Annotated in this window: 16 protein-coding genes; 6 read left to right on the top strand and 10 right to left on the bottom strand. The window is 44.7% G+C overall.

Annotation, left to right across the window (positions count from 1 at the left end):
* Positions 1–98 precede the first annotated feature (98 nt).
* A complete protein-coding gene (locus tag ECHVI_RS10610) occupies positions 99–1,094 on the bottom strand; it encodes a FecR family protein (RefSeq protein ID WP_015265978.1) in 996 nt (331 codons plus the stop codon).
* Between the two features lie 793 nt (positions 1,095–1,887).
* On the bottom strand, positions 1,888–2,481 hold the full coding sequence (locus ECHVI_RS10605) for an RNA polymerase sigma-70 factor (protein WP_157501339.1): 594 nt from the start codon (positions 2,479–2,481) through the stop codon (positions 1,888–1,890).
* A gap of 374 nt (positions 2,482–2,855) precedes the next feature.
* Here ECHVI_RS10605 and ECHVI_RS10600 point away from each other — a divergent pair, with 374 nt between their 5' ends.
* Positions 2,856–4,184, top strand: a complete 1,329-nt coding sequence (locus ECHVI_RS10600; protein WP_015265976.1) for a sulfatase-like hydrolase/transferase — start codon at positions 2,856–2,858, stop codon at positions 4,182–4,184.
* Positions 4,185–4,237: 53 nt separating this feature from the next.
* On the opposite strand, the gene ECHVI_RS10595 is transcribed toward ECHVI_RS10600, so the two are convergent.
* From ECHVI_RS10595 to ECHVI_RS10570, 6 genes are all read right to left on the bottom strand, one after another.
* Positions 4,238–6,193, bottom strand: coding sequence for a heparinase II/III domain-containing protein (locus tag ECHVI_RS10595; RefSeq protein WP_157501336.1), 1,956 nt, complete (start codon positions 6,191–6,193; stop codon positions 4,238–4,240).
* 61 nt (positions 6,194–6,254) lie between these two features.
* Entirely contained in the window at positions 6,255–9,731 is a 3,477-nt protein-coding gene (locus ECHVI_RS10590) for a polysaccharide lyase family 8 super-sandwich domain-containing protein (protein ID WP_015265974.1), read from the bottom strand.
* Between the two features lie 67 nt (positions 9,732–9,798).
* Entirely contained in the window at positions 9,799–11,421 is a 1,623-nt protein-coding gene (locus ECHVI_RS10585; RefSeq protein WP_015265973.1) for a RagB/SusD family nutrient uptake outer membrane protein, read from the bottom strand.
* Between the two features lie 29 nt (positions 11,422–11,450).
* Positions 11,451–14,900, bottom strand: a complete 3,450-nt coding sequence (locus ECHVI_RS10580) for a SusC/RagA family TonB-linked outer membrane protein (RefSeq protein ID WP_015265972.1) — start codon at positions 14,898–14,900, stop codon at positions 11,451–11,453.
* A gap of 55 nt (positions 14,901–14,955) precedes the next feature.
* Positions 14,956–15,999 (bottom strand): FecR family protein, encoded by a 1,044-nt coding sequence (locus tag ECHVI_RS22970; RefSeq protein ID WP_015265971.1) that lies wholly within the window; start codon positions 15,997–15,999, stop codon positions 14,956–14,958.
* Between the two features lie 731 nt (positions 16,000–16,730).
* Positions 16,731–17,333: an RNA polymerase sigma factor gene (locus tag ECHVI_RS10570; RefSeq protein ID WP_015265970.1), complete on the bottom strand. Its 603-nt coding sequence runs from the start codon at positions 17,331–17,333 to the stop codon at positions 16,731–16,733.
* A gap of 355 nt (positions 17,334–17,688) precedes the next feature.
* On the opposite strand from ECHVI_RS10570, the gene ECHVI_RS10565 reads away from it, so the two are divergent.
* From ECHVI_RS10565 to ECHVI_RS10550, 4 genes are all read left to right on the top strand, one after another.
* Positions 17,689–18,918, top strand: coding sequence for a glycoside hydrolase family 88 protein (locus ECHVI_RS10565; RefSeq protein ID WP_015265969.1), 1,230 nt, complete (start codon positions 17,689–17,691; stop codon positions 18,916–18,918).
* 179 nt (positions 18,919–19,097) lie between these two features.
* The gene (locus ECHVI_RS10560; protein ID WP_015265968.1) at positions 19,098–20,681 is read left to right on the top strand and encodes a beta-N-acetylhexosaminidase; all 1,584 of its coding nucleotides are present in this window, start codon (positions 19,098–19,100) and stop codon (positions 20,679–20,681) included.
* Between the two features lie 75 nt (positions 20,682–20,756).
* A complete protein-coding gene (locus tag ECHVI_RS10555) occupies positions 20,757–22,007 on the top strand; it encodes a DUF2264 domain-containing protein (RefSeq protein ID WP_015265967.1) in 1,251 nt (416 codons plus the stop codon).
* A gap of 192 nt (positions 22,008–22,199) precedes the next feature.
* Positions 22,200–22,457 carry a hypothetical protein gene (locus ECHVI_RS10550; RefSeq protein ID WP_157501333.1) on the top strand — a complete coding sequence of 86 codons (258 nt, stop codon included), beginning with the start codon at positions 22,200–22,202 and terminating at the stop codon, positions 22,455–22,457.
* 99 nt (positions 22,458–22,556) lie between these two features.
* Here the strand turns inward: ECHVI_RS10550 and ECHVI_RS10545 are convergent, their stop codons facing one another.
* Positions 22,557–23,438 (bottom strand): 3-keto-disaccharide hydrolase, encoded by an 882-nt coding sequence (locus ECHVI_RS10545; protein WP_015265965.1) that lies wholly within the window; start codon positions 23,436–23,438, stop codon positions 22,557–22,559.
* A gap of 99 nt (positions 23,439–23,537) precedes the next feature.
* Positions 23,538–25,244 carry a PAS domain-containing sensor histidine kinase gene (locus ECHVI_RS10540; RefSeq protein ID WP_015265964.1) on the bottom strand — a complete coding sequence of 569 codons (1,707 nt, stop codon included), beginning with the start codon at positions 25,242–25,244 and terminating at the stop codon, positions 23,538–23,540.
* Positions 25,245–25,720: 476 nt separating this feature from the next.
* Between ECHVI_RS10540 and ECHVI_RS10535 the strand changes: the two genes are divergently transcribed.
* Positions 25,721–26,461 carry a LytR/AlgR family response regulator transcription factor gene (locus ECHVI_RS10535; RefSeq protein WP_015265963.1) on the top strand — a complete coding sequence of 247 codons (741 nt, stop codon included), beginning with the start codon at positions 25,721–25,723 and terminating at the stop codon, positions 26,459–26,461.
* The last annotated feature ends 8 nt before the right edge of the window (positions 26,462–26,469 follow it).

Raw genomic sequence — 26,469 nt, 5'->3', positions numbered from 1 at the left:
TTTGTTAAATGTTTTAAGGTTTATCTCTTGAAACTTTTCAGGGCAGTTGATTCATTTGGCGATGGAAGGCTGTCCTGATTTTTTTTTCATAGGCAATCTTATTTTTTAAGTACTACTTCTTTACCATTTATCTCATATTGGAAGCCAAGGGAAAAAGTTAATCCCTTCAGCACATTTTCAAGGCTTTCATTGTTAAAAGTTCCCGAAATCTTACGCGCTGTATTGACGCCCTTTTCTTGCTTGATTTCCACTCCATACCATTTCTGCAGTTCACTTAGGATATCCCCAAGCGCTTTGCCCTTAAAGTGTATTTTTCCTGCTTTCCAAGCAGTAACGCCGCTTACATCAAAAGCTGCCACCGCAAACGGCCCTAAACGCTGATCCACGGAAGTGGCCATTTGACCAGGATCCAAGAGGACACGGACCGCTTTCCCCTCCACTTCTTTTTCCACACTTACCTTTCCCTCCGTGAGCGCCACAGATACTTCTCCAGCACGGTTCTCTGCATTAAATGCAGTGCCCAATGCTGTCACCACCACCTCGTCGACCTTTACCTTGAATGGACGTTCCTTATCTGGAGTAATTTCAAAAAACGCCTCCCCCTCCAGCACTACCTCACGTACACTTTTTCCGTACTCGGAAGTAAAACGCAACGTAGCGTTTGAATTTAAAATCACGATTGTCTTATCCGGTAATCGCAACCTTAATTTCTCCCCAATCTCCGCATGCTTGCTATAGGTCTTAATTTCCTCACTTGGAACGGGCTTAAAGTTGAGTTGCTTATAAAGTAAAACGGTCAGTAATGAGACCAGCCCTAAAGAAGCCGCGATCCTTATGGATTTTCCCCAGTTGTACTTTTTCCTTTCAGGAAGTTTCTTGTGTGGTGTGGACACTTGGATTTGTTCATGGATTCCTTTCAGCATCCTATCCAATTCTCCCTTTTCGGCGTCTTCTGGCGCATGATCCCATTGCTCTTGCATTAAGGAGTCCAATTGCGCCTTCCCCTCATCTGTCTGGAGCCATTCGATTACTGCTGTTTGCTCTTCGAGGGAAGCAGTACCAGATAAATATTTCTTTAAAATCTCTTTTTCCAATTTTCCTTAGGATTTAATAGCATTACACACGAGAGAGAGAAACTACTTAATTTAATTTCAAAAAAATCTATGTTTTTCACTTAACCCCCTCATCTATTGAGCAATATCGAATCAAAAAATATTTTTAGAGGCGATAAATTTCTCTATTTAGGATCAAGCAGAATAGCTGGGGGCATTTTACACCCTGATGAAAATTGGTGTCCCCCAGGGCAAACACTTTTAAACTATTAGTAAAGAGATGTCAGCCTGAATGAAAGAACTTCAAGGGACTAAAAGCGATTTCCCTGATGGTTTTCAAGTGTGGCAAATGCATTTTAATTTTGTGTATAGGAGCTATCATCCGTGCCGCTGGCACTCCTTCGGGAGGTTGAGGAGCGCTTAAGTTCCTGCGGATGAATCCGCAGGTTACAAAATTTATCGTGCCGCAGGCACTTTGCCCCGATTTGTACATTGAAAACCACAGTAGCCTATCTTACCGAATGGCGGAGGGGCATATAGAAGTTGCAGGTGACAGCATGCACCAAAAATGATTACACACAAAAGGGTAAGTTCCATCGAAAGTCATCCTAAGCGCTTGCCTCAGTAGGAGGGCGTTCGGCCTGATATCTATTGCTTGATCCTTTATTTATCGGCACTATGATTCACCACCGACGCGTCAAACTACAAAGCAATAATGAACCCCTTTCTGTGCAGGTTACAGCATGCAATCAGTGCCTTTTGAACGTTGTGGCAGCTGAGATAAATAAATTAACGCTAAGTTTTTTGGGAAAGGGTTGATTAAAAAAAAAGAATGCTATTGCAGTAAATTCAAAAAACAAAAAATCAACGTGGCGACAGAAGCCTGTTTGAGCAGCTGCCCTTTTAAAAATTTGGTCGCTAGGTAACAATGGTGCTCAACAGTCCGCACGGAAAGCCCAAGCTTCTCCGCTATCTCTTTATGGCTCACACCTTCTAACCGACTCAACTTAAACACCTTCTGCTGGACATTTGGCAGACGCTCGATCAACCCCAAGGCTGACTCCTCAAATTCCTTGTATTCGAGGACTTCCAACCCCGAAACACCTTGATAAGTGTGATCCGTCACCATTTCTTCCAAATCCACCGTGTTTTTCACTTCCCTTAACCTATTGTACACTTGATGCTTCACGGCCGTAAACAAGTAACTCTTAAAATTCAGCTGTTCATTCAGCCCTTTCCTCTTTTCCCATAACTTCACAAACACTACTTGAACAGCTTCTTCTGCCACATCTTTATCATGGAAAACACGCTTTGCAAAACCATATACGCGCGGTGCATATCGATGATACAGTTCATCAAATGCATTTAAATCCCCTTCCCTCACTAGGGCTACTAACCGCTTTTCCGTATATTTGATTAGCTTTCTCATAAAAAGATATTTCTTAAACATAAAAAATATAAATTAAAAAAAACAATAAAATAAAACCTTTTATGTTTTGAAAACCATTAAAATACATAAAACAAAGCTTAATAAAGGTGAAAATTAGCCATACAATTATACACCTAAACCAAATGAAAGTTTATAAAACTACAAAACGATCATCATTTTTCACCAACTCAACCTTGTCACCCATAATAACCTTTCAAAAATATTTTTCACCGATTAAAGATCAATAAACACTCTTCCATCCGCCCATCCCTACCATAAAAACATTCAATTCCTTATTTTTATTAAAAATATTTTTCATTTCAAAAGTATTAATAATACTTTAAAAGTTCTGTTCCAACTTTAAACAACACTCCATGAAAAGATATTTCACGCTCCTACTCTTTATTTGGCTACCTCTCGCCTTAGTTGTTGCCCAAGAAAGACCGAATATCATCGTCATCGTCAGTGATGATGCAGGTTATGCAGATTTCAGCTTCCAATCTACCAAACTCACCACCACGCCAAATATCGACCGTATTGCCCAAGAAGGCGCAAAATTCACCAATGCTTATGTCACGGCAAGCGTGTGCTCTCCTTCGCGGGCAGGGCTTCTTTCCGGAACGAACCAACCTGAATTTGGTCATATTTACAACTACATCAAAGGGGTAGAATACTCCATCCAGCAACATGAATATGGCATCCCACATAACATCAAAACCATAGGGGAATACTTGCAACCTCTGGGGTACGCCACTGCAGCATTTGGCAAATGGCACGAAGGCTTTGCCGAAGAGTTTCAGCCTGAGCAAAAGGGCTTTGACCATTTCTGGGGATTTTTATGGGGCGCAAATCATTACCATACCGGAAAAGCCATCGATGTCATCGATGATGGAAAACCCGTCGATCCCACCACCATCCCTTACATGACCGATGCCATAACGGATGAGGCGTTAAGCTTCGCCTCGGCGCATGAAGAAGATCCCTTCTTCCTGTATATCGCTTACAATGCCGTCCATAGCCCATTGGAAGCAAAACCTGAACACATCGCCCTGTACGAAGGCAAATTCCCCGATGATCCAAAAAGGGAAATTTTGGCCGCCATGACCCATTCCCTGGATGAAAATGTCGGCAAAATCTTTAATCGGCTCGAAGCCATGGGCGAACTGGACAATACCATTATCTTTTTCATTAATGACAATGGCGGATCAAAACACATCAGCGCCGACAACAGCCCCCTAAAAGGCTATAAAGGCCAACTCTATGAAGGAGGAATTCGCGTACCCTTTGCGGTACGATGGCCAGGAAAAATCAAAGGCAAAACGGTTTGCCATTCCATTACTTCAAGCCTTGACATCCTGCCCAGCATCCTGGACGCAGTAGGCTATACCGCAAGAAACCTGGAAGGTCAATCAGTTCTAGAGCTGATTCATAATCCGCAAAATTTTGAACATCGCGAACTGTTTTGGCACACTAGCCAATATGGTGGAGCCATCAGGGCTGGGCAATGGAAGCTGATCATCGACCAAAACGGCCATGAACTCTACCATTTGGGAAATGATATTGGAGAAAGCAACAACTTAAAGGAAACCCAACCTGCGGAATACCAAAAATTAAAAGGGAAGTATGAGCAGTGGCTTGCCCAACTTCCCCATCCGTATTTTGTGCCAATCACCGGCAAAAATGCCTGGAAAGAGGACAACTAAGCCACTCTCCTTCACTCCATAAACCCACTGGCTAATATTTTCCAGCATCGGGTTTATGGAGTATGTACCTGAAATGTCCATTTATCCTTCAACAGCTCACCCAATTGGACAAAGACCAACCGGTAGACTTTTTCCTTTTCCCAAACACTTTGGAGCCGAGGATCTTCCATCGGCCATTCTTCCACTGTAAGGACCAACTTATCAGCGGGATAGTGCAGCAGTATCTCCTGACCACTTGGCAAGGCAATGACGACTTCTCCCGCTGCTGACTTTGTCGGCGGGTAAAGGCTCATTAAATGGCTTTCGGAAGGGACCTTCCATTGCCTCAGTGAAAACTGATCCTCCATTACAAATGTTCCTTCTTGCCGATCTAGCTCATAACTTCGCTTCCATGAATCCACATCGGCCGTCTCAGGATAAGCCTTGCTAATGTCCAAGCTAAAACGAGCATTTCGTTTTCCTTCCTCAAAAGCCACTGATAACGCCTTAAAGTCGTTACCATTTTTTTGGGACACGCCATTGATCTGGGGAAGGTTATGAAAGTCGGACTGCATCGTCCAAATGTCATAGCGATCCTTACTGAAAGTCTTTGCCGAATACGTCTCCACGCCCACATCAATCAACACAGGCTCTCCCCTATAAAAAAGCACAAACGAGCCGACATCGTTATGATTGTGGCTTTCATTATTATGACCGCCTTTGGCTGCAAAGAAAAGACCATTGGCTGTCCGAGCACCGGCTACTTCAGTCTCTGGATACCAAAAGAAGGGGGCTTTATCCTGGTAAATCTTTTGAGACTCAAGTTCCTTATACAAAAGGAGGTTGTGGATCTCCCGGTCCAGACTTCCCTTCACCAACCATTGGCTCAAAGGTTCTTTTTGCGCTAAGCCGGCCGCAAATCCTTTTAACTTTTCATCTGATATGTAGCGCCCATATCTAAAAATTATACCCGGATGAGCCTTGAGCCTAGCTGAGGCATCTGCAAAATTCACATAGTAATCGTCTGAAATATGTACCTTTCGTATATAGTTACCCATATGCTGGATTAGCGCATGCTGTCCGATGTCCACTTTTCCATTGGACAGTCTCTTTAACAACTCGAGGTATTCCAGCATTTTTCCCGCAGCATGGTCCCAATAGGCCGGTCCCTCTTCACAAGCACCATCAGCCTTATAATAGTTGATAAACTGGTCCACTGAACGGGCTGTTTTTAACACGACTTGCTGCAATTGCTCAGGGTCTTGTGCTACCAGTGAAGTGGTAAGCAGCACGTTGTAATTACACCAAGGGTTCCAATTGTTCACAAAGGAGGAACGAAACCCCATCCACCAAAAATCATCCCTGGCCAGGTAGGGGCTGATAATCCGCTCATCCAGTTCTTTTTCTATCCTTCGCGCCAACAGGGGAGAAATGGATTCAAAATCATTGCGAAAATAAAAATGAATCCACGACAGTAAATTGGCAACTTCGCCCGCTCCTAAATCGATCACGGGTTCCTCCACATCTGGCAAGCCGGATTTGTCTTTTTGGGCACTTAAGTGGGCGGAAAGCACCCAAGTGGACTGTTCGCACATGGCCCAAGCCCCATCCATAATGGCATCTACATATGTACCTTCCTGGGTTGCCAGTTCTGCCAATACCAAACGCTTTAAAGTACTCGTCCGCTGGTTTTGGTAAGATTGCATTCTTGTGCGGTCCCCATTGCGGACAAAATCCAAGTAAGCCGATGCCGGTATGACCGGCCATTCGTACGCCAAGGCTTTGTTTCCTTCTTCTATCAATTGCCCGCGGATTTCTTCCGGAAGCTGTATCAGCTGATCATGAACAGCCTCCTCGGATGGAAAAGCCTTGAGGGGGTCAATATCCCAATCGGATAGCGGTATGGTTTCGGAAATTCCCTGGGTCAACAGGTCCCGTTTCTCTTGGGCCATGCCACTTACTACCGCACAAAAGAACAAACAACAGCCTAGAATACCTTTTGTAGTAAAAATTACACAACATTTCATCATCAATTCGTTTATGCTGGGAGAAAGGAGTTATGAAATATCACAAGCCCTTTCTCCCATTAGTTTAATTTCTTTTAATTGCCTTTCGTACTTCGGTGTAGTCATCTCCGATAATGAGGACATAGTAAAGACCATTCTTCATCCCACTTAAATCCAACTCGTACGTGTGGCCGTCAACAGCATTATGCTCCATGAGCACCTCACCTGACCGCTTTCGGATCACCACCTGACGAATGATTCGCTCGGAGGTGATGGTCCCCATCCCTTCCAATGGATTGGGAAATAACAGCACGTTGTTTTTAGGAGCAGGCTTCCGCAAAACGGTATCGGGTTCAGGCTCCAATACATATTGGATACTGGGATACCGACTGGCATCACTTCCATCCCGGGAGGCAAATGACGTATATACTCCTGGAACAGATGAAGTCACCCTAAAGGCAATGGTATCCTGCTGAGTAACCACCTGCTGTAAATACCCCGTGATGTCAATCACCACTGGACCTCCCTGTGTCGTTCCTTGAAGGGAATGGAGCAATGTACCTCCAGTAGGTTTAGTATTCCAAGTTAACCCTTCTTCACTATTTCCCTGCCAATTTCCAATGCCTTCTTCCCAGGAAACATCTTCCAGGCTATACAATTCCCAAGAACTGCTCCCTGCAGCGCCCAAGCTATACAGGTGTAGCGTGGCTTCTTGTACAGGACTGGTAAGGTCGCTTACGGAAAATTTCAGGTAAACCTCCCGGTCATAGCCTCCATTTTGGGCTGCAAGAAAACCTGCCGCCCCAAAATTCTTGTTACCGGCATCCCCATTGGCGTCAATCTTTTGCACAAAAGTGTCTGCAATTGCTGGCAAACTCCCCGACTCCCCACCCGGAGCAATGGTTTTATATACCACTAAAACGGGCCGATGAGCGGGATTAGCATCCTCCCTGGAGGCAAACTGCGCATCGGTTTTGCTGCCTTGGAAAGTCCCCTTGACCGTCACCGAAAACACCCCATCGCCCGATAAGCTCTCCAAAACGGCCTCTGTCACATCCAAGGTTACATACTGCCCTGCCGGAACACCCGGAATATGTCCCAAAAGACTATCCTGAACGGGCTTGGTATTCCACGTAATAGCCGTCTCTTGCCAGCTGTCATCAGCTACATGGTAAATTTCCCAATTGGTATCGGTCACGGTGGTATTCGCATTGTTTACCCACAGCCTTAGCTTCACACTGTCCAGTTGATTGCTTAAGATTGCTGAATTAAATTTAAGAAAACTTTCCCGACTGTACCCGGGACCGTCTTTCTTTACCACCAAGTTACCTGTGGGATAATTGGTGTCGGCATAGCTTCCGTCCCGCACAAAAGCATCCGCCACGGCCTCCAGTGTTTGCGGCAATGTTAATTCCTCAAATGCAGGAGACTGCTGGTCGATCGTACCTCCCACACTACTTCCCGACAAATCACCTGCTGGCCATTCCAAATCCACCATCTTCATGTCACTAAAGCTTTCATTTTTTAACCCTACCCTTAGCTTTCCTGCATTTCCCTGCGAGGGATCTGCAGCAGTCACCTTCACCTCTGCCGTACCGGCATCCCTTAAGATCAAGACACAGGGTTGATTGACATTCAATTGTAGCCCGTTCAGGTCATATTCACCTGGCTCATAAAGCACGACCTGAACCATATCCAGTGCAGGATGCCCGACTGCCTGTACCGTATCAGCATTGGCCAAAATTGTAAAACGTTGGACATCAAAATCAGCCGTTTCCTGCGTGGTAGCCCCCGGAAGTAAGACATAGGCGTAGCCATCATCTACAGGGGTTTCCCCATGCTCAAACCATAGCTTAAACACCTCTTCGGATACTTCCGCAGTAGACTGGGTTTGGTTAATGCTGTTCCAGGTACCGGTTTGGCTTTGAGTGCTTAATTTCAGGTGGCCACCATCCGGAAACACATACCCCACATCACGATGCCACACCCACTTGAGGTCATCCTGGTACGCATGCTCACCAGCCCCAAGGGAAACACCCCCGGCACCCACATCCGCTACGACATTTCCTTTCAGCAATGTCTGGTTGACGGTGGTATTGATGGCTTCCGCTGAGGAAGAGTAGATCCCTGCCCCAAGGCAGACCACCTCATCGTCAAAGAAAAACCAAGCCTTTTTGGCTCTGGTGCTATAATCATTCATATCATAAACGGATGCCCCATATTCTCCATCCGACACGCCTCCCACGAAAGAAGATTTCCCGGGATTGGTACCCCAAGAGGACCGGGCCGGAAAAGAAGTCCAAGCGGGAGTGGTGGTACCGGGTACCTTGTTCCAATCCCACACGGGGTAGATACCAAAATACTCATCGCCGTCTACGGCAATATACGTCGCTCCATCAGTCAAAAAATGGCCTTTGATGTTTTCACCGTTGCCCATTTCGGATTTCACCGTCCTTACCGACACAGTCCGAAGTCCTACCATATAGCCCGGCCGGTGATGGATCGTGTAATCGGTCTGCCAATAATGTCGATGCTCCGGCGTGACACCATAATCGGGAGCTTCTTGGCCCCGCATTCTGGCAATGACCGTATCGTAACTCGCTTGATACGCGGGCAAGTCAAAATTCCGAACTTGCTCAATCAAATTGACATCCGCACGCCCTACCCCTGACCGGGTGATGCTCCTGCCAAAGGCATTGAAATCGGCAAAACCACCTCGGGAAGTCTTGATGAATCCTTTACGGACAAAATCAGAAAAAATAGCTATTTTTTCGGGAGGATACGCATAGGAAGTTCCGGTAATGTTTACTGCGATATTTCGGATGCCCGACACGTATTCCCTGCCATAGCCATAGATGTAAAGTTGCGCACCATGGGCCATATAGGAATGATCCCGCTTGATGCCTTCTCCTGAGCTGACCTTAATCGAATTCCCGGTTTCGGTCACGGCATGTTGCATCAATGCACTGTCCTCGGTAAGACATGCCCGCATGATATAATGCTGGCCAATATCCGTGAGGTTAGAACCGTCTTTTCCCGGTGAGACCGTCATGGACACCCCTTTGGTCATCCAGGTGATCATACTGTTTTCCAACGCTTGATCTATGCCCACCGGAGCATTTCTCAGTGCAATGAGGATATTGCCAATATCTTTGGGCACTTTAATGCTTAAAAACCACCAGTTGGTGCTATAGGGAACCGGGGTCAGCCCGAGCCAATAATTCATGGCATCGGTAATGTCTGCCAGCACCGAGGCATCCCCGTAATAAGAACTTCCTTGTCGCGAATAGGCCTTGGCCAATACACTGACCCGCTCGTAATGCTTCACAGGCTGCCAGTTGGTCTGGGACTGATCGGTGTAATCGATATCCGGCCAACTCCCATCCACATCCATGCTTGCACGTAGAGAAGCTACTTGGCTGTCCAAGCTGCTCGTCGAAGGTATTCGCTGGAAATCAGCAAATATCCTGTCCATTATAATATCAAAGTCATTTTGGGCCAATAGTGGCACTTGTATGCTCAAACCCAACCATACAAGCACCAAAAGTTTTTTCCATCTCATTGTCAACTGATTTAGTGTAAACCAAAAGAGGACTTGACTACCGTCAATGTCCTCTTTAAAACTTGTATTACCAATTTGGGTTTTGCTCTAATGCTGGATTTAACCCCAGCTCATTGATAGGCAAAGGCCACAAATAATCCCTATCAGGATCAAAGCTCCTATTTTCTGCTGCTTGCAAAAGGATGATATTATCCTCGGTAAGGTTTGGCGTCACATCTGTACCATACTCATCGTAATAATAGTTACCCAGGACGGACTGTGGCAGAATATCCTCAGCAGTTTTCCAACGCATAAGGTCCCAATACCGGAACCCTTCCAGTGCCAACTCAACCCGTCTTTCCCTTCTTATCTCTGCTAACATATCCAAGCCATTGGCACTGGCAAAGGCATTACTAAGCTGCGCAACTCCTGCCCGTTGCCGAAGCAAGTTTATACTGCCATCCAACTCATCATCTGTAATGCTTCCGTTCAGCTCATAAGTAGCCTCGGCAAAATTCAGCAACACCTCTGCATAACGGATTATCGTGTAATCAATATAAGACCGGGAATTCTGCCAATCGGTCAAATTAGCATAACGCCTATTGGCAAAACCCGTACGCTGAAACGAAAGGTTGGGCACATTAAATACCGGTTGTGTGCCGATATACTCATCGCCTTGTTTGAAGAAAGTATCCAGCATCCTCGGGTCTCTATTTTGAAATACCTCCATGATACTTTCTGGATTGGTGTATAGTGGCGATTTATCCATCGGTAATCCATCCACCATCAGGTAAGCGTCCGCCAAAGCCTTGGTGGGATTGGCCGCTCCTGTTTCCAGGGTCCTTTGGCTGGTATGGCTTACAATCGATTCGGAAACACTTACCCCATACTGCTTCACTAGAATATTTTCTTTGTTTCCGGGCCCTTCGCCCACATACTGAAAGAGGTCAAAATATTCACCATACAACGTGTGTTCTCCCGAATTTATACATGCCTCGGCCGCCTCTTTTGCAAGCCTGAGGTGCATTGCTGGATCGCCATAGCCATGGTATTTGGCCCTTGTCCCTTCAAAAAGTGCCACGCGGGATTTAAAAGCCAATGCAGCAGTATTGGTGACGCGGCCATAATCCCCTCCGGACAGCTCAGACGGAGCCGGGAGGTATTGGGCGCCTTCATCCAGGTCATTGTACACGACATCCAAAACATCCGCTCGAGGGGCTGCAGGTGCATATAGCTCCTCAGCATTTTCAGAAAGGGTCGTCAATATCAACGGCACATCTCCATAGCGCTTGACCAACCTAAAATATGCCCAAGCCCTGAAAAACTTGGCCTCTGCCGTATAACGGTCCACCACCTGCGGATCCACGCCATTTTCCAATGCCCTTGGGGACTTTTCTATGATATTGTTGGCGGCCCTGATTAAGGAATAGGCGCTATTGTAATCGTTGTCTGTTGCGGGCGCAATTCGGGTTCCATCACTGATACTGTTTGCTGAAGTACCAAAAGCATCGTCCGACCACACATCCGACGTCACGGGAATGGAAGGCAAATAGGTATAGAGGTAATTTGTCGCCAACTCCAGATCATTTTCATTTCTCCAAAATGCCGGATCACTCAACTGGGTCTCCGGAAGCCGGTTGACATCACAACTGGTCATGCCCATGATCATCACCAGTAAGGTTGCCGCTGTATTTTTTATATTATACTTCATTTTCTTAAGGTTTAATTTCAAGTTCAAGGTTAAAAGGAAAGGTTCAGACCAATGGCAAGCGTACCAAAGAATGGATAGTCTGCCCGGACATTATTAGAGTTTTCCGGATCAAACACGCCATTGAAGACGCCCATTTTCGTAAAGGTCAACACATCTTGGCCGGTAATGAATACCCTTGCCCTGTTCACTTTCACCCTGCTCACCAATGTAGCTGGCAGGGAATACCCTACTTGGAAATTCTTTAATCGGATATAACTTCCGTCCAACACCCATCGGTCAGAAGGCAGGTAATTATGATGTCCGTTCAAAAAAGGCCGTGGGAATTCAGCATCTGGATTTTCGGGTGTCCAATAGTCCTGATGGTGCTTCATCGGCATAAACCAACTTTGGCTGAGCGGCATGATCATATCTCGCGTAGGCATAAAACTCCTTTTTCCTACTCCTTGGAAGAAGACAGAAAAGTCAAAGTTTTTCCACTGGGCAGAAGCGGTCATCCCAAACAAGTATCGCTGCTGGTTCGCCCCCAAGAGTACCAAATCTCCTGAGTCATCGGTCGTTCCTCTTCCCACCGTAATTCGGTCATCCCCATCTTGGTTGACATACTGGATATCGCCAGGCCCTGTTCTGTTGTCCTGGAATGGCGCTCCATCTACCTGATCCGCTGAAGAAAAATATCCCGGCACGGTTTCGTATCCCCAAATCGTATTCAATGGAAATCCTTCAATGATATTGTTATTTCCCGCACCTACGACATTTCTTCCGGAATACTCAATCAGCTCATTCTGATTGTCACTGATATTAAATCCAATGTTATAATTGAAATTTTCATTCACGCGATCCCGGTAATTGACCGCCAGCTCCCATCCCCAGGACTTCAACACCCCGTTGTTGATTTTGGGAGTGCCTACACCAAACGTTCCAGGGAGTTGGAGCGGCGTAAGCATATTCCTATTGTGCTTCACATAATAGTCAAAGCTCATTTGAAGTTTATTCTCCAGCAATCCCAAGTCTACCCCACCGTTCCACGTTTCGATGGTCTCCCAGGAAAGTTCTGAAGAAGGCACCGAAGACTGGTAAAAATACGTCGAACGTGTCTCATCACTGCCCATCACTAATCCTGATCCTCGAGAAAGCACATTCAAATAGTCATAATAACCGATGATATCACCACCTAATGCACTACCTAACTGCCCCCAAGAACCTCTCAGCTTAAACTCACTGAAGAATGGCAATGCCTCCGCAAAAAAGTCTTCCCGGTGCATATTCCAACCCACTGAAGCAGCAGGAAACACCTTGGTCCGTAATCCTGGAGCCAAACGAGAGCTTTCGTCCATCCTGATAGTTCCTTCAAACAGGAAGCGATCATCGAAGCTGTAATTTATCCGCCCAAAAACAGACTGATTTGCGTAAGTATTAATGGATTGGTTGGTGACTTTGGTATTATCATCGCCGAGATTGAGCGTGGGAAGGTCGTTGTTGATCAGATTGTTAGCCCTGGAATACAGCCTTGTCCACCGGTAATCCTCCCATTGGTAGCCCGCCAACACATGGAAGGCATGTTTCTCCGCAATGGTCAGGTCATAATCCACCAACATCTGAAAGCTTGTGTTAATGGTATTGTCCTGGGTCAACTCATAGGCATTTGGGTTATTGAGAATATAAGCAGGCGAATCTCCTCCACGATCCCATAGCTCCACCGTCCTAGCAAAGCGCTCCCGGTCTGCCCTTCGGTATTGCCTTCCAAAGATCGAACGGATGGTCAAGCCCTTGACCACATCCTTCAACGTCCCTGTAAACACCCCATCAAAGTCGTTCCTTTGGGTGTTGTTATACCCGCCTTGGGAAAGGTAACCGTAGGTATTGTTTCCAGATGTACCGGCCCCTCCAAATAGGCGGCCGTCAGGCATAAAAATAGGGAACCGCTGACGTGCTTGGTACACCTGCTGGAGCAATCCGTATCCACTGGCGCCAATGGATGGAGCCTTTGTAAAATGATTGGCATATGAAATCCTGGAATCAAGGGAAAGATGCTTGGTCAGTTTTGCGCCCAAGTTAAACCGGGCATTGTACCTTTCGAAGCTATCTGGCCCGATTTTAAACACCCCTTTTTTATCATAATATCCCAAAGAGACGAGGTAATTGACACTTTCGGTACCACCTCGGGCACTAAGGTTATGGGTTTGCATGGGAGAAGTTTTACGCAATACCTGCTCCCTGATGCTCTGCTGATTGTAGGTTACCCATCGGTTTTCATTGGTTTCGCTAGGGACAAACTCCACGCCGTCACGGATGTACTGAAGTGCCTGTTCATTATATTCCGGTCCCAAGCCCGCATTGGCACGTGCCAAATTGGAGTAAAGTGCTTCATCCAGCAGGGATAGCCTTTCGGGAACATTTAAAGCCCATTCTGTACCAAACTGGTTTGAATATTCAAACGTGGTCTTCCCGGTTTTCCCGGCTTTTGTCTTCACCAATATCACCCCACCGGCAGCCTGTGCACCATAAATGGCGGCAGCGGCGGCATCTTTAAGCACCGTTACAGATTCAATATCATTGGGGTTTATGGTCTGCAGCGTAAACAATGGAGAAGGCACGCCATCCACCATCAATAGCGGGTCTACGGCACCGTTTGCGGAGGTCACTCCCCTTACTTGAATGCCTACATTCTCATTACCGGGCTGTCCTCCCGTCCTGGTGATATTCAGGCCTGGTGTAGTTCCTTGAAGAGCGTTGGCCACATTGGTAACCGGCCGGTTTTCCAAGGCCTTTGCCTCTACCGTAGAAACAGCACCTGTAAGATTGGCTTTTTTCTGGGTGCCATATCCTACCACCACCACTTCTTCGAGATCGCCAATATCCTCCAATAACGTCACCGATATCGTTTCTTTATTGGTCACGGATATTTCCTGTGATTCAAAACCGATAAACGTAAATACCAATACCGCATCTTCCGCAATATTGTCAAACGCAAAGACGCCATCCAGATCTGTCACAGTCACTTTTTTGGTTCCTTTCACAATCACATTTACTCCGGGAATGGGAATGCCCTCTTCGTCCAGCACTTTACCCGAAATGCTTCTTTCTTCCAATGATCCCACTGGTATCATTTCTTCCTTAGGCCTGGCATGGATCGTATTGTTCACCTGGGTAAAGTGCACATTATAATCACGTGAAAGTGTCTCCAGTAGGTGAAGCAGAGACTGCTGCTTTACATCCAAGGTAATGTTTTGCGCAGTGGACAAGTCTCCCTCCATAAAGGCCACATGAAAGCCTGTGACGGACTCAATTTTCTTCAGCACTTGAATCATGTTGGCATTTTTCATTTTCAAGGACACATTTACATCCTCAAGCCTTTGGTTCCGTTTCCAGGAGGAATTGGCCAAAGCGTATTGATGGGCAGAAATATCGCCAAGACCTATTAGCAGTGTCAAGACCAATATCCCCACAAATTTCATTTTTGAAAGTAGGTGTATTTTCATTTTTTTTGGGTTATGATGAACATTAAATCTGTTTTTGGGTTTTATGCTATGTTTTTTATCGATATATCGTTACTGCTTTCCCTTGGATCTCATATCTAAAATCCAAGACGGTTGACATTCCTCTCAGAACATTCTCAAGGGACTGGTTATCGTATTTTCCGGTGTAGGATTTTTCAAGTGCAATGTCACTGGACACCGAAATGGTCACCCCAAACCAATCCTCCAGACGCCTAAAGACCCTACCAAAATCCTCCCCCTCAAATGCCAGAATTCCATCTTTCCAGCCCAATTTGTAATCAGGGTCAAAATGCTCTTTGATCAACTGGCCACTTCTCATGTCCAAATGTGTCATTTCTGTTTTGCCAAGGATTTCTTGATTTCCGGAGTAGGTATTCACTTTCACTTTTCCAGAGGCTACTGCCACCTCAAATAGCTCATCTTTGATATTGCTGAGCACATCAAACGAGGTCCCGAGCACTTGGATCTCCATCCGCTCCGTTTCCACGATAAAAGGCACTTCCTCATTTCTGGTCACTTCGAAAAATGCCTGACCAGTCAACTTCACTTTCCTTAGGGTATCCGAAAAAACAGCAGGAAACTCCAGTGAGCTAGCGGAATTCAATTTCACAAGCGTACCGTCGGGTAAATAAAAGCTCGATTTGGTTCCCTTGTTGGTTTGTTTTAAGACCAATCGCTCCTCCATCAGCACGGGAACATCATCGAATCGGTGAAACAGTCCAAAATAATTGGCGGTCAGAATGGCTAGGATGATAAAACTAGCCGCCATCAAGCCTACATTGGTCATCTTCCGGCGCTTTTTGCTCCCACTACGACTTACAATTTTCCCCTGTCGCTTAGCTGCATATTGCTGAATATGCCCCAATAGCACATCCTTCTCTTCCTCTTCCAGCTGATAAGCCCGCTTGGGCTCGATGGCGTTGACCACCGCCTTAATGTCCTTTAGTACAGCCGCCTTATCCGGGTTGTTGCGCATCCATGCATGCCAATACCGATCAGATTCCTTATCCGGAGCCGTTAACCACTGGATAAAATATTCATCCTCCAGTAATTCCTTGAAAACAAAACTTTTGAAATCCATTTATAACAATTTCTTATGTGGTCTTTTATGAGTAGAGAAAAAAAGACACTAAACGACCACTTCTATTTTTGATTTATTTTGAAAAAAGTATTTTAAACAAAATTGTATCGCTCATTAGCTACCGGATAGGCTATATTTTTTCTCCTCATTAATCATGGACAGGAGCATCCGTGGCATCCCCTATAATTGGAAGAGATCAAAGGGGCAGATGAAGGTTAATAATCCAAAAAAGTCAACGATTCATCCAACCGGTTTTAGCGTATTGGATCAAGGGCATCCAACCATGCCTCTGGCCATAGCCCCATAAGTGCTCAATGTATGAGGTACTGCCAAAACAGGTCAAAACATTATGAATCAAGTGGAAAAGCTGGGGCTAACCTATTCCTATGGCTTATCATTTTCCTTTCCATCGTTGGTTTCCATTCGTGCACAGATGAACGCTGATAAAAACAGATAGGATGCTTGCACCATTGGAGATCTGTGTTCATCCATTTTATCTGGGGCTAATATAGTTTTAATGTTTGTCAAGGGGGTTGCTCTTAGCAGTGATGATAGGGTCCGGCCAAGGCTTTGAGTATGCTGCTTGGTGATCATGCTATCACCTTACACCTCATCTTCGAGAACCACTTATCACCATGTCCCTCGGCGTCACCTTCTCCGCATTTAACTAGTCCATAGTCGAAATGCCCTCCTTTTAAGTGAGCTTCCCGGAAATATTACTTTATCCAAAATCATTCAAGCATCTCCATCATGATCAGCAGCTGCAATAGCTGCGACTTATATGGGGTCAAAGAATCCGATAGTTTGTTGAGTCCTCGGTACATCATGGTCCTCACGGTTTTGGCATTGGCAAGCCCCATTACTTCGGCAATTTCCTCATACGGCATATTTTCAAAAAATCGCATCATGATAATCTCCCGCTGGCGTACAGGAAGCTCATTGCAATACTTCTCTAAAACCTTCTTTTGATCCAAGGACAGGTTGGAATCGATAAAATAGGAATTGGCATCCACGGCGATAAAAAACGCTTCATCATTCACCTCATAGTCCCGATTCCTCCGTTCATTTTTCAAAGCTTCCAGCAACCTCCTGCGCAAACAGGCCATCAGATACGCTCTTACCGAGCGTGCCTTTCCCAATTTTTTACGATCATCGATCAATTGGCAGAAGACATCCTGAATGGTATCTTTTACCAAAGACTTTTGGGGAGTAAACTGCCTTCCATAATTATAAAGCCTGTCTATATTTTCAGCATAGATATAGCCCAATGCTTCATCTTCACCGTCCAAAAATGCCGTCCAAACTTCTTCTAAACTACGGGGCTTTGCTATCATGATTTCATTTGCTTTACTTAATTCACTTGGTTTAGACCTCCACTCCTTTTTACCTTCGACACCGCCACCTGTCAAAACCTTTGGGCATGCACTCGTTACGAAAAAACAATATCATTTCACCCATTAACCTGATATTATATTTTCAATATCTTACTATTTACTAACAATAATGAAACAAATCAAAACTTTTAACCAATATTTTCATTTAAATTTTAATATATTGGCTTCCATAAGACAGCACTTACAGTAAGGGATTCCACAAAAAAACCAACTGTAAGCGTGGTCATTTACCAAAAAATCACTCTATATACTTATAGAAAATAAAATACAACCTTATTAAAATCATCATCCCCACATGAAACGAAATCACAAATTTATCTACGCTCTGTTGGCTGCAGGTCTATTGGTTACTGGCTGCGGCCAATCCACCCAAAAAACAGAGGAACCGGATGCTTCTTCACCTGATATTACGGAAGCTTTCATCCAAGAGAACATTGCCTTTTCCGTGAAACAATATGAGCACCTAAGCACCTTGGTTCCAGAAGACAAGCTTCCGAGGACATTTATTCAAGAAGAAGCTAAATCGGTTAGTTCGGGCACCAGCTGGTGGACCTCTGGCTTTTATCCCGGGACGTTGCTATACCTCTATGAAATGTCTGGTGATTCCTCCATGCTTCAGCTGGCCGAGCAAAAATTGGAAATCCTGGAAAAAGAAAAAGACAATAAAGGTACCCATGACCTTGGCTTCATGCTGTTTTGTAGCTTTGGGAATGCTTATCGGATTACCGGGAATGAACATTACAAAGAAGTCATGCTACAAGGTGCTGAATCCTTAGCCACCCGTTTTCATCCAGAGACTGGCCTGATCAAATCATGGGACCATGGTTCGTGGAAATACCCGGTGATCATTGACAATATGATGAACCTGGAGTTTCTCTTTTGGGCATCTGACGTTTCAGGAGACGACAAATACCGCAACATTAACATTTCCCATGCAGATAGTACCCTTAAAAATCACTTCCGTGATGATTTCAGCTCCTATCATGTCGTGGACTATGATCCTGCAACGGGCCAGGTGGTGGACAAGAAAACACACCAAGGAAAAGCGGATGACTCCGCATGGTCACGCGGACAATCTTGGGGGCTGTATGGATATACTGTCATGTACCGCGACACCAAAGACCCAGCGTATTTGGCCCAGGCTGAAAATATTGCGGCCTTTATCCTTGACCATCCTAACATGCCTGCAGACATGGTCCCTTATTGGGATTATGACGCCCCGGCCACGGACACCACTTACCGCGATGCATCCGCGGCGGCGCTGAATGCTTCGGCACTTCTGGAATTGAGCAAATACACTGCAGATAAAACGAAAGCAGAAAAATATGTATCTGCCGCAGAAAAGACCCTCATCAGTCTTTCATCGGATAAGTATCGTGCTAAGCTTGGCGAAAATGGTGGATTTATCTTAATGCACAGTGTGGGATCTTTACCGCATAACTCTGAAGTCGATGTACCGCTTACCTATGCTGATTATTACTACATTGAAGCGCTCAAAAGGTACCAAGAATGGTTTCTAGACTAATAAAAAATCTAAATGCTGGCTACTTCACCACTGGTGATGGCCGGCATTTATGTTAAAACAAGCTTAGCAAAGCGGATGATTAAAGTTTATATTTGATTTAATTCCCCCGGTATTATGGCTTGCCCCGAGCTATTCACTTCGGCATGTTATTGAGCCAAAAACCCACAATTTCCTCCAACATGAAAACGTACAGTTTTTTTCTACTATCCATTTTGATCTGCCTCCCTTCCTTTGGACAAAACCGTCCTGAAATCATTCCTTTGCCCACAAGCTATGATAAAGGAGAGGTACCTTTCCCCATCACGGCCACTACCAAGATCCAGTATTCCAATAAACTGCTGCAAGAGGAGGCATATTTTTTACAAAAAATGTTTCTTTCGCAAAAGGCATTTCCTCTGGGAATCGAAACCTCAGAAGGATCGGCCAGCGACATCCACCTGGTGCTTTCCGAGTCAGTATCTGATGATTATCAATTATCCATCCATCCATCCCGTGGAATCACCATCTCTTCTGCCACAGAGACGGGTATTTTCCATGGCATCATTTCTTTATTACAGCTGGCTGATCAAGCTCCCCTTTCAGAAGGCAGGATCAACATCCCTTCGTGGCAAATTTCAGACCGCCCTGCTTACCGCTGGCGAGGTTTTATGCTGGACGAATCAAGACATTTTTTCGGAATGGAGAAGGTCAAATCACTCTTGGACTGGATGGCATATTATAAACTAAACAAGTTTCATTGGCACCTGACGGATGCACAAGGCTGGAGAATAGCCATCAACGGCTATCCTAAATTGGCCCTGATAGGAGGCATTGGAGACAACAGCGACCCCAACGCTCCTGCCCGCTATTACACCCAAGCAGAGATCAAAGAAATTGTCCGCTATGCCGCGGAGCGAAAAATCGACATCATTCCGGAAATCGACATGCCCGGACATGCCACAGCTGCCAATAGGGCCTATCCGGAATTCAGCGGCGGAGGGTCGGAAAAATATCCGGCGTTTACCTTTCACCCTGCAAAGGAAGAAACCTATGCCTATCTGAGCACCATTCTACGTGAAGCCGATGCGCTTTTTCCTGAACAAATGATTCACTTAGGGGGAGATGAAGTAAGTTTTGGGAATCAGCAGTGGAAAACGGATCCCCACGTACAACAACTCATGGACTCCCAAGGGCTGGAAGACTTAAAAGCCGTAGAAGATTACTTCATGAAGCGCATGGCAGACTCGCTTTTTGCTCTTAACAATACTATTTTGGCCTGGGACGAAATGGCAGATGCTGGGCTTCCTACGGACAGAAGTGTTTTATTTTGGTGGCGACATGACCAGCCGCAGCAACTCCAAAAGCTATTGGAAAACAATATTCAGACGGTTATTTGTCCGAGGATTCCGTTGTACTTTGATTTTGTACAGCAGGATAACGACCGTTATGGAAGAAAATGGGGCGGCAACTTCAACCCACTCCAACGCGTCTACGAATTTAGTTTGTCCCAGCTGGAAGTCCCTGCTTCAAAAAGGTCTTTGATATTGGGTTTTCAAGCCAATCTATGGACTGAGACGGTCACTCATGAAGCACGACTGGACTATTTGACGTTCCCTCGCCTCGCCGCCCTAGCAGAAGTAGCCTGGACCCCAACGAGCCAAAAAGATTTCGGAGATTTTTCAAACAGGTTAAAAAAACATCTTCCACTTTACCAACAGGCAGGGATTTACTTTTTCGACCCATTTGACGCTGATAAGCACCCTGAACCGATCATAATGAAATAATGGTCAATTCCTAAAAGCCACCTTGAATGTTAGTGCAAATAGACTAATTTTAAAAATCCACAAAATCGAAATTCTATGAATAGACGATCTTTCGTAAAATACATTCCGGCTGTGGGAGCTGTCGGCATTTTGCCAAGCACCCTCTCCGCAAAAACTACTCCCCCGGCCCCTTCAAACCCAAATGAAAGAAGCTATTGGGCCAATACCCTGTATAAGATTGCCTCTCCAGTGCTCAGCCAAATGAGCCAAGGGAAACTCCGTGCTAGCATGCCGGTAGAAACCCCTCCGAAAGCTTACCAGGGTAGGGAAAATGTCACCCATCTGGAAGCCCTGGGAAGAACCCTTGCCGGGGTGGCTCCTTGGCTAGCCCTCCCAGACAGTGCAGACCATGAGGGACAGATGCGAAAGGATCTTCGGGAAAAAGCATTGAAAAGCATCGCGCACAGTGTCGACCCTAATTCCCCTGACTACCTCAACTGGACCAAAGGCTCCCAACCCCTTGTGGATGGGGCTTTTTTGGTTCATGGGATCATGCGTGCTCCGGAGGCCCTTTGGGAGCCACTGGATGAGAAAGTCAAAAAGCGTTTTGTGCAAGAGATCAAAAATCAAAAGGAAGCTATTCCTCCCTATTATAACAACTGGCTATTGTTTGGAGCCATGCTCGACGCCTTCTTGCTGTTTGTCGGGGAAGGTGGTGACTTCATGCGGATAGATTTTGCCGTCAAGAAACATGACGAATGGTACGTAGGAGATGGTTGGTATGGCGACGGCCAAAATTTCCACATGGACTATTACAATGGCTATGTCATCCAGCCAATGATGCTTCAAGTCCTAAAAGTAGCCGCATCCAAACGGAAAAGCTATCAAGACCTCTATGAACGTGTGGGCAAAAGAATGACGCGATTTGCCGAGCAGCAAGAACGCCTAATTTCGCCGGAGGGCACCTATCCACCTGTGGGGAGGTCCATCACTTACCGCGTCGGCGCCTTCCAGCCATTGGCAGAAACGGCCCTATTGGGGACATTACCGGAAGCCATTACCGGAGCTCAGGTTCGCAGTGCCCTAAGCGCCATTATCCAGCGACAATTTGAAGCACCCGGCACTTTCGATCAGGACGGATGGCTGACCATTGGCTTCTGTGGTCATCAGCCAGAGATGGGCGACGCTTATATTTCCACAGGAAGCCTATACCTATGTACATTAGGCTTTTTGCCGTTGGGTTTGCCGACTGACCATGATTTCTGGACGGCAGCAGATGCCGATTGGTCTGCCAAGAAAGCTTGGGCAGGACAAAGCATCCCTGCAGACCATGCTATTTCATTTTAACCTCTCCATCCGGTGAACTTGACATTCACCGGATACTTTCCTTTATAAAATACATTCAAGGAAACATCATCTGATTTCCATCAAATACCTCCCTTATCACTTAATCCCCAAGGCACAGAATAGTTATTTTTAATCTTCAATCACTTACATTTCCCCCATCTATTCCATAACTTTAAGCAAAACCAAACAACTATGGAGCAGATGATAAGAAAAACAAGCTTTAACGTGATTCTTTTGGCCGCATTGATTGCTATGACCTGTCAACATGCTCTTGGCCAAATCCCGACAGGTACACCCAGAACGGATGAGCCCGTCCGATTAAACACGACAGCAGATATCATCATTTATTTGGTTTTACCGCTTACGGTAATTGTGCTGGGGATATTTTGGTGGTTTTTCTACAAAAAGCCCAAAAATGAGCGCGAAAAAGAAAAGGCCGACAAAAATTAATTTGTCATGCCTTGAAACTACCCACCTGCTTTTCATCCGCCACATATCAGGTAGCAATCACTCATTTGATGTTTTGGCCTGCGGGGATGATGATTTCTTCTATCGGTTTCTCAATTTCTTCAAAACAGCTTTTAACGATTCAGGATCATCCATATAGGGTGCTAAATCAAACAATTCCACTTTTCGAAAATCGATGGGATGACTTTCACTTTGTAAGGAAATATAGCCTTCTGTCAGTAATTTACCATCCTGCTTTACCGCTGGATCTACTGGATCTACGTTCCCCCCTCCAATCTGGGGAGCATAATAGGTCATGACCGTATCACCCTCCACGATATGCTGGACGACTGAGTCCGCCAAAACCAAAAAATCAGCCGATACCCATTGTTCACCATGGTAGGTTTTAGAGCTGGAGCTCACACAATGAGGCGTAAAGAGCTCTCCATCCATAACCACATTAGTACCTGGTGTACAAAGGTTACTGGTGGTACGGTCATGCTCTCCGTCTCCGCCGAGTAGCTGGCCCTCAATGGAAATGGGGAAATCCTGGTCTTTCAGCATACTTTCGGGAGACTGTCCATGAAGCATTGCACCGCTATTTCGCAACGCCCAACCTTCCCCTCCCGGGGCTTGTTCTCCTACAAAACGATACTCGAGATGAAGTAAATAGGCAGAAAATGGTTCATCATAAAAAATATGGCCATACTGCTGATCAAAATCCTCATATCCATCATAACGTACCTTCATCATTCCATCCTCTACCCTGAAAGTATTGGCATAATTATCCTCCAGTTCGTGTTTAGATATTTTCACCTTCCAATGAGCCAAATCCTCCCCATTAAACAGTGATTTCCACCCCCCCTCAAGGTCATCCGTAGCAATGGAAACCTCCTTTACTTCCGAGTCTTGCTGCTTTTTAGTGGATGGGGAACATGCTGTAATACCACAAATAGCCAAAATGGGTAATAGTACTTTTTTCATATTTTCTAAACCAGCTTTAATTTCAAAACCCCTTAAATTAACTTATTTAAAGGACATTTTAAGGCTAATTTCAAAAAAACAGTAAATCAACCAATCGAATTAGGTTAAGGGAAAAGTAAGGAAAAAACATGTTCCCACTCCTTCTTCGGATTCAAAATGGACGGTTCCATTTTGGAGCTCAATAAACTTTTTGGTGATCATCAATCCCAGCCCAGAGCCTTTGTCATACTTGCTGGAATTCGATGCCCTGAAAAACGGCTTAAATAGATGCTCTTGTTCTTTTTCGGGTATTCCATCGCCAAAGTCTCTTACGGAAACCACCAATTCCCGATCCGTGTGATGGGCTTTGACGATTACTTTTTCATCCCTATTGCCATATTTCAGTGCATTCTCCACCAAATTGGTAATGACTTGGTTCATCAAGCTAACATCGATGGAGTGGATAAAGTCTTCCGGCAAAGTGGTTTCAAAGTGCACCGAATCCTGATCCACCCAATCCTCCAATACCGATCGAAGGTAACTGTTGATTTTTTTTCCTTTTGAACTCACTTGGATCACCCCTTGATTGATCTTCTCGAGGTTTAGAAGGTTTACTAGAAGAGAATTCATCCGATCCACTTCATTGTTTACTCGATTAAAGTGCTTTTTAAATTTTTGCTCAGAGGGATGTTCTTGAAGCTGGCGCTGCAACTCAATATTACAAATTTCGATGCTTGACTTGATGGTGGACAAGGGGGTCTTAAACTCATGGGAAGTAATGGAAATAAACTGAGATTTCATTTTATTTAAGGCAATTTCCTTTTCCAGCGCCTCGCTCATCTTTTGCTCACCAATTACCTCCTCAGAAATATTCCGCATGATGGCCATATGCCCTTGAATCTCTCCATCTTCATCATACAAGGTGTCAAAAATACTTTCCAACCATATCCTTTCCCCGGCTGAATTAAGATTGGTAAAACGGTACCTTTTCACACCATCTACCACCACCTTTTCCATATCTTTCACCTTACTTCTAAACCCTTCGAAAAAAGAAGGATCCATTAACTGGTTTCTAGTAAATCCAAACGCCTGCTCAAATGAAGGGGAAAGATATTTCGGCATCCAATTGACATCAAACACCCCTATCATATCGGATGAATGTTTCACCAGCATATCCAATAGTTCGTTTTTGCTTTTGCCATTCACCGTAGCCCCTGAACCCGCCATTCGCAATTCGAACAAATAAATAAGCGCAAAAGCTACGGTCAATTCCCGCAATGGCCCTTCGCATTTCTCAAGATGCACTTCCTCCACATTCACCAACGCCAAAAAGCCCAGGCTTTCGTTGTCCATGAGAGTAGGGATCATCAAATACTTCTTTGCCTCCGCTACGTCTTCAGTCATTTTTCCAAAAGTACTTTTCCCTGAAACCATCAAACCACTATTGAGTGCGTCCACGTTCTTGCATAAAAGTTTATTCGTGGCATTCTTCACGTCGTTCCAATACTCCAGATCTGACCTATCATTCGTACCCGAACAAAAATAAATGAACCTATCTACTTTATCTGCATGCAGCCTTCCAAATAGGATCGCCTCAAACGAAACTAAATCCGAAACAATCGAGTTCACCCGGTCAAACGCTTTATTGGCTGTAAGTTCGCCAGTGTGGTAAAGCCGCTGAATCTTGAAAAGCTCGGTAGAAACTTTTTCCATACTTCCTCCTTTTTCCTTACAACACAAATTTTGAAGTCCATCAGTAGCAGGAAAGACTACTTGGCTTGGTGTTTTTTGGTTATTATTGTCTATTGAATATGACGCTCTCAACATTTGCCTACCTCTTTTAAATAAAAGATTTTTTCTCTATCATCAATACCTAAAGCCAGCATTCTTTTTTTTCCAATCATCGCTAAAACCTTATAGTTTTTTTTATGATTGCATCTCAAAAATTCATTACCTTCTCTGTTACGAGTATCTAAAAATCACACACATGATATGTAAGGTTTAACTGGTATTAGATAAATCTGGAGAACAATTTTTCAACCTTTTTTTCTTATGAATTGAACTTACTGAATTAAACAGCTCGATTTCAACTTATTGGTTAAGATAACATAATTACACCTTTTATTAACTTATTATTGTCGTTTTTTTCATTTTTTATAAATTAACAACAAGAAAACAGGTGTTTTTACCTAGTTCTATACTGGTAATTTTAACCTTGTTTAGTTTTTAAGAAAAGCGATATCATTTTAGAAATTTTCTCCGTATTATTGACATCACTTGGAGGAAGTCAAGTTTGACTAAATATGAAAACACAGATACTAATTGTAGAGGACAATCCTGAACTGGCAGATAATACAAAAGACCTTTTAGAAGCTGAAGGGTACGAAGTGTGTGACATTCTGGATTCAGACGAAAAAATCGAAGATACCTTATTTGAAAAGTTCCCAGCAGCAGTTTTGTTGGATATTCATCTAAAAGGTAACAGTAACGGTATTGACATAGCCCACAATATCCGAGAGAAGTTCAATATCCCGGTCATTTTCTTCACCAGCTCCACGGATAAAGAAACACTAAACAAAGTGAAGGAAGTCTCTCCTGACGGATATATCGTCAAACCCTTTTCAAAAGACACCTTGATCACTACCCTTACCTTGGCCATTAGTAATTATGAAACAAAAAATGCGGACAAGGTATCTGAATTAATCGTGCATGATAAAATCATCAAAGGATCTATCTTTATTAGAGACAAAGGTTATTTAAAAAAAATAGCGATTAAAGACATCGATTGGATCAAAGCCGATGGCTCCTACACCCACATCAGCACAGGAGACAATACCGTCTACACCTTAAGAAATGTCTTGAAAGATGTCCTTCAAAAACTTCCGTCATTGCTTTTCTGTAAAGTCAACAAAGCATTTATCGTTAACCTCGATAAAATAGACGCCCTTAATTCCAAAGAAATCCTTATCAAGGATCAATCCATCCCTGTGGGCAGGAATTATTACCAGAACATTCTGTCCAGGTTAAATCAAGTGACCCGTTAAATGCTGCT

The organism is Echinicola vietnamensis DSM 17526 (assembly GCF_000325705.1).
Taxonomy (GTDB): domain Bacteria; phylum Bacteroidota; class Bacteroidia; order Cytophagales; family Cyclobacteriaceae; genus Echinicola; species Echinicola vietnamensis.
The sequence above is the reverse complement of the archived record's forward strand: the minus strand, read 5'-3'. Positions and strand labels throughout refer to the sequence as shown.